The following is a 9,853-nucleotide window of genomic DNA, read 5'->3' as shown; positions in this document are numbered from 1 at the left end:
GAACGCGCACCGCTCGGGCACCGTCAAGGGCCTCAGCGCCGAGGTCGGCGCCTCCGTCACCTCCGGAGCCCCCATCTGCGAGATCAAGGACTGAAGGACTGAGAACGCGAGGCCTGAGAGATCAGAGCTGAGCAACACGAACGGGTGACTCACCCGTTCGCCCGGAGCACCCCGGAGCGCCCGGTGGACCGCACACGCGGACCACCGGGCGCTCCGCCGTACCGCCGACGCCGTACGGACGCGCCCCCGCCGCCGACGCCGTACGGACTCGCCCCTCGACCGACGACGCGCGAGCCCGACCTCTGGTCGACAAGGACGCACGGACGCGTCCCCCGGTCGACGACGACACGGGGTCTGCCCCCCCCCCGGCCGACGACGACGCACCACCTGTCACCCGACAGACGGCAGACGACAGCGCTCAGCCCCTCCGCCGCGCGACCCGCGATGATGCTTCGAGCCGTCCCCCCGCGCCCCCGCGCGGAATCCGCCCGGCCGCCGCCGGTGGCATCCTGGAGCGCGGCCGGGCGGCGGGAGAGGGCGGGTGGAGACCATGGCGGTGGCGAGCGCGTGGGAGCGGGCCGGGATGTCCGTGCCCCCTGCGGTCGGGGCGCCGCGCGTCATGCGCGCGGACGCCCGGCGCAACTACGAGCGGCTGCTCACCGAGGCGCGCTCGGCGTTCGCCGAGCACGGCACCGACGCGTCCCTGGAGGACGTGGCCCGGTGCGCGGGCGTCGGGATCGGCACGCTGTACCGGCATTTCCCGAATCGGCACGCCCTGATGAGTGCGGTCTTCGGGGAAGCCGTGAACGACCTGCTGGCCCGCTCGCGCGAACTGCTCGACTCCCCGCAGCCGTGCACCGCCCTGGTGGAATGGCTGCGCGAGATCGTCACGCACGCGAGCGAGTACCGAGGGCTCGCGCGAGCCCTCATGTCGGCCTCGCGGGACGACGGTTCACACCTCGCCCGGTGCAGCGGCCCGATGCGTGAGGCGGGCAGCGCCCTGCTGCTCCGCGCCCAGGAGTCGGGGGCCGTACGCCCCGACGTCTCGATCGGTGATCTCCTCCAGCTGACCAACGCCATCGCGCTGGCGGCGGAGGAAACCCCGGACGACCCGGCACTGGCCGACCGCCTGCTGAATCTGACACTGCGTGGCCTGAAACCGTGAACCGACCGGGCCGGACGCGGAGTTCCGCCGTCGGCCCCGCGGTCCGTCCGACGCCGTCAGCGACGTCGGAGGTCGGCCACCCGTGCCCTTTCGGCCGGGGGCTGGTCCCCCATCACGGTCGCGCTCCGTAGCTGCGGCCCCGAGCCCGGGACCACCTGCCCCCGGCGCGGACCGGGGAGCGGTACGTCCCGGCGCGACTGGCGCCCCGCCGGGATCGGATCTCCACCCGCGCCGCCCGGTGCGGACGACCCGGCCACCGCGATCTGTACGCCCTGATCGGCCAGGGCCTGCAGTTCGGTGGCCGCGCGGTCGTCGTGCGCCGGCGGCTCGTCCGTGACCAGCCGGGTGATGAGGTCGGTCGGCACGGTCTGGAACATGGTGTCCGTACCGAGTTTGGTGTGGTCGGCGAGGACCACCACCTCCGCGGCCGCCTGGACGAGCGCGCGGTCCACGGACGCCGAGAGCATGTTGGACGTGGAGAGCCCGCGTTCGGCGGTCAGCCCGCTCCCGGAGATGAACGCCCGGGAGACGCGCAGGCCCTGGAGGGACTGTTCCGCACCCGAGCCGACCAGCGCGTAGTTGGAACCACGCAGGGTTCCGCCGGTCATCACGACCTCCACGCGGTTGGCATGGGCCAACGCCTGGGCCACCAGAAGGGAGTTGGTGACGACGGTCAGGCCGGGCACCCGCGCGAGCCGGCGGGCCAGCTCCTGTGTGGTGGTACCCGCCCCCACCACGATGGCCTCGCCTTCTTCGACGAGACCCGCGGCGAGATCGGCGATGGCCGTCTTCTCGGCGGTCGCGAGATGCGATTTCTGCGGAAAGCCGGACTCCCGCGTGAACCCGCCCGGCAATACCGCACCGCCGTGCCGGCGGTCGAGGAGTCCTTCTGCCTCCAGTGCGCGCACGTCCCGCCGTACGGTCACTTCGGAGGTCTGGACGACGCGGGCGAGCTCACGGAGCGACACGGCCCCATTCGCTCGCACCATTTCGAGGATCAATTGGCGACGTTCTGCAGCGAACACGAAACTGACAGTAACCCCAACGACCGTCTGCTTTCAGCAGTTTGCGCCGAATAACAGAAGTTGTTCGCATCGCAGGACCCGGAGTGGTATACGCGCCCACTCGCCCCGCTTATGCCGTACGCACGGTCGCCGACTCCCTGTGACCAGCGAAGAGTCGCCCGGAGCCGTCAGCCCTCGCCCGTGATCTTCCGGGTGTGCAACTGCCGTGCCACCTCGGCGATCGAGCCGGACAGCGACGGGTACACGGTGAACGCCTTCGCGATCTGTTCGACCGTCAGATTGTTGTCGACCGCGATCGAGATCGGGTGGATCAGCTCCGAGGCGCGCGGGGAGACGACCACACCACCGACGACGATGCCGGTGCCCGGGCGGCAGAAGATCTTGACGAAGCCGTCGCGGATGCCCTGCATCTTGGCGCGCGGGTTGCGCAGCAGCGGCAGCTTCACGACCCGGGCGTCGATCTTGCCCGCGTCGACGTCCGCCTGGGAGTACCCGACGGTGGCGATCTCGGGGTCGGTGAAGACGTTCGAGGAGACCGTCTTCAGGTTGAGCGGGGCCACCGCGTCGCCGAGGAAGTGGTACATGGCGATGCGGCCCTGCATGGCGGCGACGGACGCGAGGGCGAAGACGCCGGTCACGTCTCCGGCCGCGTAGACGCCCGGAGCGGTCGTGCGCGAGACCCGGTCGGTCCAGATGTGCCCGGAGTCGCGGACCCTGACACCGGCCTCCTCCAGGCCCATCCCGGTGCTGTTCGGGATGGCGCCGACGGCCATCAGGCAGTGCGTCCCGCTGATGACCCGGCCGTCGGAGAGGGTGACCTCGACACGGTCGCCGACCCGTTTGGCGGACTCGGCGCGGGAGCGGGCCATGACGTTCATGCCGCGGCGGCGGAAGACGTCCTCCAGGACGGCGGCGGCGTCGGGGTCCTCGCCCGGCAGCACGCGGTCGCGGCTGGAGACGAGGGTGACGCGGGAGCCGAGGGCCTGGTAGGCGCCGGCGAACTCGGCACCGGTGACACCGGAACCGACCACGATGAGCTCTTCCGGCAGCTCGTCGAGGTCGTAGACCTGGGTCCAGTTCAGGATGCGCTCGCCGTCGGGCTGCGCGTCGGGCAGCTCGCGCGGGTGCCCGCCGGTGGCGATGAGCACGGCGTCGGCGGCGAGGGTCTCCTCGGTGCCGTCCGCGGCGCTCACGACGACCTTGCGGGAGCCGTCCAGGGCCTGCATGCCCTCCAGCCGGCCGCGTCCGCGCAGGACGCGGGCGCCGGCGCGGGTCACCGAGGCCGTGATGTCGTGGGACTGGGCGAGCGCGAGGCGCTTCACACGGCGGTTGACCTTGCCCAGGTCGACGCCGACCACCCGGGCGGCCTGGTCGATGTGCGGGGTGTCGTCGGCGACGATGATCCCCAGTTCCTCGTACGAGGAGTCGAAGGTCGTCATCACCTCGGCCGTGGCGATGAGAGTCTTCGACGGCACGCAGTCGGTGAGCACCGACGCCCCGCCCAGACCGTCGCAGTCGACGACGGTCACCTCCGCGCCGAGCTGCGCTGCCACCAGCGCAGCCTCATAGCCGCCGGGTCCGCCACCGATGATCACGATCCGAGTCACGTACTCCATTGTCCCGCACGCTTCAAGGTGCTTCCGCCCGGGGGTCCCGGATCCGGGGCATCCGAGCCACTTTGTTACGCGAGAGGCGTACGTGTCGCTGCCGTACCCTCGACCCCATGTCGCTCTACGCCGCGTACGCCGGCAATCTCGACCCGCGGCTCATGACGCGCCGCGCCCCGCACTCGCCGCTGCGCGCCACGGGCTGGCTGAACGACTGGCGGCTGACCTTCGGCGGCGAGCACATGGGCTGGGAGGGCGCGCTCGCGACGATCGTCGAGGCGCCGCGGTCCCAGGTCTTCGTGGCGCTGTACGACATCGCGCCACCGGACGAGGAGTCCATGGACCGCTGGGAGGGCGTCGGCCTCGACGTCTACCGCCGGATGCGCGTACGGGTGCACACCCTGGAGGGTGAGGAGGCCGCGTGGCTGTACGTGCTGAACGGGTACGAGGGGGGTCTGCCCTCGGCGCGTTATCTGGGCGAGCTGGCGGACGCCGCCGAATCGGCCGGGGCGCCGCACGACTACGTCATGGAGCTCCGCAAGCGGCCCTGCTGAGGCTCCCGGGCGTGGACCCGCCACGCCGTCCCGCGGCCGTCCCCGCCCAGGTCCGGGGCGTCCCCGCGGCCCCCGCCCGGACCGCCGGGCACCTCTCCGCGCCCGGTCCCGGGTCTCTTCCCGGGCGCGGCCGCGCCCGGTCCGCCCTGCCGCCCGCCCCCTTCCCCGCGCCGTCCGGGAACCCCGCTCTCCCCCCTGCCCTGTCGGAAACGACAAGACAACGATCGCAAGACCGTGAGCTCCGTCATCTACGCGCGTAGGCCCGGACCGGCTACCCTCTTGCGCGTGAACGCATCTCTTCTTCCGGACGACATCCAGGGCGACCCCCACGCCGCCGCCGGCGCCGCCGCCGCCCGCCTGCGCGAGCTCACGGGCGCCGAGACCCACGACGTCGCGCTCGTGATGGGCTCCGGCTGGGCCCCCGCCGTGGACGCCCTCGGCTCCCCCGAGGCCGAGTTCCCCGTCACCGAGCTGCCGGGCTTCCCGGCACCGGCGGTCGAGGGCCACGGCGGCGCGATCCGCTCGTACCGGATCGGCGACAAGCGCGCCCTGGTCTTCCTCGGCCGCACCCACTACTACGAGGGCCGCGGCGTCGCCGCCGTCGCGCACGGCGTCCGGACCGCCGTCGCCGCCGGCTGCAAGACCATCGTGCTCACCAACGGCTGCGGCGGCCTGCGCGAGGGCATGCGCCCCGGCCAGCCCGTGCTGATCAGCGACCACATCAACCTGACGGCCACCTCGCCGATCATCGGCGCGAACTTCGTCGACCTCACCGACCTGTACTCGCCGCGGCTGCGCGCGCTGTGCAAGGAGGTGGACCCCTCCCTGGAGGAGGGCGTCTACGCGCAGTTCCCCGGCCCGCACTACGAGACCCCGGCCGAGATCCGCATGGCCCGCGTCATCGGTGCCGACCTGGTGGGCATGTCGACGACCCTCGAGGCCATCGCCGCGCGCGAGGCGGGCGCCGAGGTGCTCGGCATCTCCCTCGTCACCAACCTCGCCGCCGGCATGACGGGCGAGCCCCTCAACCACGAGGAGGTCCTCCAGGCGGGCCGCGACTCGGCCACGCGCATGGGCGAACTCCTGACCCGGGTGCTGGATCGTCTGTAGGCGGCGGGGCGTCCGTCCCCGGCCAGGGCGCGGAACGACCCGGGTACCCGGAACCGTACGAGCGAAGAGAGGTGCACCCGAGGTGCAGGACGAACTCATGGCGCGGGCCAGGGCATGGCTGGCCGAGGACCCCGACCCGGAGACGCGTGACGAACTCGCCGGGCTCGTCGACGCGGAGGACGTCACCGAGCTGGCCGCCCGCTTCGGCGGCACCCTCCAGTTCGGCACCGCCGGTCTGCGCGGTGAGCTCGGCGCGGGCCCGATGCGGATGAACCGTTCCGTGGTCATCCGGGCCGCGGCCGGACTCGCCGCCTACCTGTTGGCCAAGGGCGAGACCGGCGGGCTCGTCGTGATCGGTTACGACGCCCGCCACAAGTCCGTGGACTTCGCGCGCGACACCGCGGCCGTGATGACGGGCGCGGGCCTGCGCGCCGCCGTCCTGCCCCGGCCGCTGCCCACCCCCGTCCTCGCCTACGCCATAAGGCACCTCGGCGCGGTCGCGGGTGTGGAGGTCACCGCCAGCCACAACCCGCCCCGCGACAACGGCTACAAGGTGTACCTCGGCGACGGTTCCCAGATCGTCCCGCCCGCGGACGCGGAGATCGCCGCCGAGATCGACGCGATCCGCGCGCTCGCCGACGTGCCCCGCCCCGACTCCGGCTGGGAGACCCTCGGCGAGGAGGTCCTGGACGCCTATCTGGCCCGTACGGACGCCGTCCTGGCCGAGGGTTCGGCGCGCACCGCCCGCACCGTCTACACGGCCATGCACGGCGTCGGCAAGGACGTGCTGATGGCGGCCTTCGCCCGGGCCGGCTTCCCGGAGCCGGTGCTCGTCGCCGAGCAGGCCGAGCCCGACCCGGACTTCCCGACCGTCGCCTTCCCCAACCCGGAGGAGCCCGGCGCGATGGACCTCGCCTTCGCGGCGGCCCGCGCGGCGGAACCCGACCTGGTCATCGCCAACGACCCGGACGCCGACCGGTGCGCCGTGGCCGTCAGGGCCGGTGCCGACTGGCGGATGCTGCGCGGCGACGAGGTCGGCGCGCTGCTCGCCGAACACCTGGTGCGGCGCGGCGCGCGCGGCGTCTTCGCCGAGTCGATCGTCTCGTCCTCGCTGCTCGGCCGGATCGCCGAGGGCGCGGGCCTGCCGTACGAGGAGACGCTCACCGGTTTCAAGTGGATCGCCCGCGTGGAGGGTCTGCGCTTCGGGTACGAGGAGGCGCTCGGCTACTGCGTCGACCCCGACGGCGTACGCGACAAGGACGGCATCACCGCCGCCCTGCTCATCACCGAGCTGGCCTCGGAGCTGAAGGAGCGGGGCCGGACCCTGCTCGACCTGCTCGACGACATCGCCGTCGCGTACGGGCTGCACGCCACCGACCAGCTCTCGGTGCGGGTGGAGGACCTCTCCGTCATCGCGAACGCCATGCACCGGCTGCGCGAGCGGCCGCCCACGGAGCTCGCGGGCCTGGCCGTCACGAAGGCCGAGGACCTGACGAAGGGCACGGAGTCGCTGCCGCCCACGGACGGCCTGCGCTACACCCTGGACGGCGCCCGGGTCATCGTGCGCCCGAGCGGCACCGAGCCGAAGCTGAAGTGCTACCTGGAGGTCGTGCTGCCCGTCGGCGGCCACGGCGATCTCCCGGCGGCCCACGCCGAGGCGGCCGAGCTGCTGACGGCGATCAAGCGGGACCTGTCGGCCGCGGCCGGCATCTGAGGCACCCGCCCGGTGGGGGTCGGCCTGTCCGCCGCCTCCCACCGGGCCCTTCCGGCCCCACGCGCCGCGCCCGGCGGCGGGTCCGTTCCGCGCTTCGGGGAAGACTGCCGACGGGTGCCGCGGTGCGGCGGGCAGGGTCCGCCGGACGTCGGCGTTCATCGCCTGCCGGAGATCCGGTCCGCGAGAACCGGCACGGCGCCCGAGGTCGCGTCACGCACGATCATGCTGCGACCGCTCCAGAGTCACGACCGCACCGTGCGGGGCCGCCGTCCGGCGCCCGCGCGGCGTCGCCCGGCGGGCCGGAGCGGGCGGGAGGTCATCCGGTCGCGAGCAGCACCGTCAGCAGCACTCCGCCGGCCACCAGCAGTCCGATGAGCTCGTACGCCCAGCGCACGGTCACCTCGCCCTGCGAGCTCTCGACCTGTTCCCGCGTCGCCAGCAGCTCGCGCAGGTCGTCCATGACGGCGTCGGCCTGCGGGTTCACCGCTCCCCTGACGCTCGCGGCGCCGCCGAGCAACCCGCCCCGGCTCTCGCCGGCCTCCGCTCGTGCCTGCGCCCGCATCGTCCGCTTGCGCGCCCTGAACGACACCGGTACCGACCACAGCTGGTACTTGGTCCCGGCCTTGGTGACGAGTTCGTTGGAGTAGCCGGAGCGCAGCGCGGCGACCTGTCCCCAGGGCACCACGACGATCCGGAAGGGGTTGCGGATCCGCAGCCGGTCGTCGTTGACGAAGACTGCCGGACGCAAGGTGAAGGCGACCACCAGCGGCACGACGAGGATCAGCCCGGCGAGCGCCAGCCACGGGGTGCGGCCGGTTCCGGAGATCAGCGCGTCGAGGCCGAGCCACACCGCGATGATCAGCAGCAGGACGCCGCCCGCGATTCCGGCGGGCGACCGGTGGATCCGGTCCTTGGTCACGGGTCGCGAGGCGTCCTGGACGGATGACTGGTGGTCGGGGGTGGTCATGACTTCGATTGTGCACGACGTCGGGGGTGTGCTTGAGCTCGAAGGGGTCTCGCTATGGTCGCGAAGGCGGTCGCGGGACCCGCTCGCCCGGTGTCACGGCCGCGCCGGACGCGGCGGCCCCCAGAATTCTGCGGAAGGTGGGGCATTCCAGGTGGCTCGGCGCGGGACAGGCGGCGGCGTGCCGCAGTGAGTCGCGCAGGACTCCGAGTTCGCGGATCGTCCGGTCCAGCTCCTCGGCCTTGTCCGCGAGCACCTGCCGGTCGATGCGCGGGCGGCCGTCCGGCGCGAACATGCGGGCGATCTCGTCGAGCGAGAAGCCGGCGGAGCGCCCGAGCGCGATCAGCGCCAGCCGCTCCAGCACGCCGGGATCGAACTGCCGGCGCAGGCCGCGTCTGCCGGTCGGGGCGATCAGCCCCTTCTCCTCGTAGTACCGCAGGGTCGAAGGGGGCACCCCGGCGCGGCGCGCCACTTCGGCGATGTCCAGGTCCGGCATCTCTTGACCTCAAGTCGGCTTCAAGTAGGACGGTGTCACCTCCTCGACATGAGGGCAAGCACAGGAGGTGCCATGGAATCCGTCCCCAGGGCGAACGGCACGGCGGACGACACGCCGGGCTGCACGACGAGCGGCACACCGAGCGGCGCAGCGGACGACACGACGGACGAGACGGTGGACGAGACGGTGAAAGACACGCCGGACGACGGACAGGCCGCGCGCTGGAACGGCCCGGCGGGGAATGCCTGGGTCGAGGCCCAGGACATGGTGGACGCGCTGTTCGCGCCGCTTCAGGACCTGCTGGTCGAGGCGGTGCCGGCCGGGCGCGGGGGCCGAGTGCTGGACGTCGGCTGCGGCACGGGAGGCACGACGGTGGCCCTCGCACGGCGGCTGGGCGCGGACGGCCGGTGTGTCGGCGTCGACATCTCCGAAGCGATGGTCGAGGCCGCCCGCGCCCGGGCGGTCCGTGAGGGAGCGGCCGCCTCCTTCGTCCGGGCCGACGCGCAGGACCACGCCTTCGAGCCCGCGGCCTTCGACGCGGTCGTCTCGCGCTTCGGCGTCATGTTCTTCCAGGACACGGTGCGGGCCCTCACCAACCTGCGGCGGGCCGCGAAGGAGGGCGCCGGGCTGCGGTTCGTCGTCTGGCGCGACATCGCGGAGAACCCGTTCATGACCACGGCCGAGCGGGCCGCGGCGCCGCTGCTGCCGGACCTGCCCGCGCGCGAGCCCGGCGCGCCGGGGCAGTTCGCCTTCGCGGACGCGGACAGGGTGCGGGGGCTGCTGGCGAAGAGCGGCTGGACCGGGATCGACATCCGGCCCGTCGACGCGGCCTGTGTCCTGCCCGAGGCGGAGCTGGTTCCCTACTTCAGCCGGTTCGGCCCGGTCGGCATCGCGCTGCGGGACGCGGACGAGCCGACCCGCGCCCGGGTGGTCGAATCGGTCCGCACCGCGTTCGACCCGTTCGTCCACGGCTCGGAGGTCCGGTTCACGGCGGCCTGCTGGCGGATCGACGCCCACGCCGGATAGGTCCCGGGCGGGCGTCGGGTGCGTTGTGGGTCGGGGCCGTGTCGGTACATCCGCCCGTCGCCGTCGGGTGAGGTGTGGGCGTCGGTGGCGACGGGCTTGCGATGTACCGACACGGCCCCTTCCGCCGGATCCCGGCTGCGGGAAACTTCAGCCCCTCCGTGCGGAAAATTTCAGCCCCTCCGTGCGGGAAAA

General features: G+C 73.0%; 9 protein-coding genes. 5 read left to right on the top strand and 4 right to left on the bottom strand.

The annotated features are described in order from the left end of the window. The first annotated feature begins 619 nt into the window (after positions 1-619). On the top strand, positions 620-1,165 hold the full coding sequence (locus ACFYW7_RS38820) for a TetR/AcrR family transcriptional regulator (protein ID WP_389511409.1): 546 nt from the start codon (positions 620-622) through the stop codon (positions 1,163-1,165). 56 nt (positions 1,166-1,221) lie between these two features. On the opposite strand, the gene ACFYW7_RS38815 is transcribed toward ACFYW7_RS38820, so the two are convergent. Both ACFYW7_RS38815 and ACFYW7_RS38810 read right to left on the bottom strand, forming a co-directional pair. Next, positions 1,222-2,190, bottom strand: coding sequence for a DeoR/GlpR family DNA-binding transcription regulator (locus ACFYW7_RS38815; protein WP_389511405.1), 969 nt, complete (start codon positions 2,188-2,190; stop codon positions 1,222-1,224). A 167-nt stretch (positions 2,191-2,357) separates the two neighbouring features. Beyond that, a complete protein-coding gene (locus tag ACFYW7_RS38810; RefSeq protein WP_389511403.1) occupies positions 2,358-3,806 on the bottom strand; it encodes an NAD(P)H-quinone dehydrogenase in 1,449 nt (482 codons plus the stop codon). Between the two features lie 107 nt (positions 3,807-3,913). Here ACFYW7_RS38810 and ACFYW7_RS38805 point away from each other — a divergent pair, with 107 nt between their 5' ends. The 3 genes from ACFYW7_RS38805 (at position 3,914) to ACFYW7_RS38795 (ending at position 7,175) form a co-directional block, all read left to right on the top strand. Continuing rightward, positions 3,914-4,351, top strand: coding sequence for a gamma-glutamylcyclotransferase (locus ACFYW7_RS38805; protein WP_389511401.1), 438 nt, complete (start codon positions 3,914-3,916; stop codon positions 4,349-4,351). A gap of 285 nt (positions 4,352-4,636) precedes the next feature. After that, entirely contained in the window at positions 4,637-5,461 is an 825-nt protein-coding gene (locus ACFYW7_RS38800) for a purine-nucleoside phosphorylase (protein ID WP_389511399.1), read from the top strand. Positions 5,462-5,558: 97 nt separating this feature from the next. Then, positions 5,559-7,175: a phospho-sugar mutase gene (locus tag ACFYW7_RS38795; protein WP_389511407.1), complete on the top strand. Its 1,617-nt coding sequence runs from the start codon at positions 5,559-5,561 to the stop codon at positions 7,173-7,175. A 316-nt stretch (positions 7,176-7,491) separates the two neighbouring features. On the opposite strand, the gene ACFYW7_RS38790 is transcribed toward ACFYW7_RS38795, so the two are convergent. Then, positions 7,492-8,142, bottom strand: a complete 651-nt coding sequence (locus ACFYW7_RS38790; RefSeq protein ID WP_389511397.1) for a PH domain-containing protein — start codon at positions 8,140-8,142, stop codon at positions 7,492-7,494. 52 nt (positions 8,143-8,194) lie between these two features. Beyond that, positions 8,195-8,635, bottom strand: a complete 441-nt coding sequence (locus ACFYW7_RS38785; RefSeq protein ID WP_389511395.1) for a helix-turn-helix domain-containing protein — start codon at positions 8,633-8,635, stop codon at positions 8,195-8,197. Between the two features lie 72 nt (positions 8,636-8,707). Here ACFYW7_RS38785 and ACFYW7_RS38780 point away from each other — a divergent pair, with 72 nt between their 5' ends. After that, positions 8,708-9,661 carry a class I SAM-dependent methyltransferase gene (locus ACFYW7_RS38780; RefSeq protein ID WP_389511393.1) on the top strand — a complete coding sequence of 318 codons (954 nt, stop codon included), beginning with the start codon at positions 8,708-8,710 and terminating at the stop codon, positions 9,659-9,661. The last annotated feature ends 192 nt before the right edge of the window (positions 9,662-9,853 follow it).

It is taken from the genome of Streptomyces sp. NPDC002580 (assembly GCF_042889485.1).
Classification (GTDB): domain Bacteria; phylum Actinomycetota; class Actinomycetes; order Streptomycetales; family Streptomycetaceae; genus Streptomyces.
This window is presented reverse-complemented; position numbering and strand designations above follow the sequence as displayed.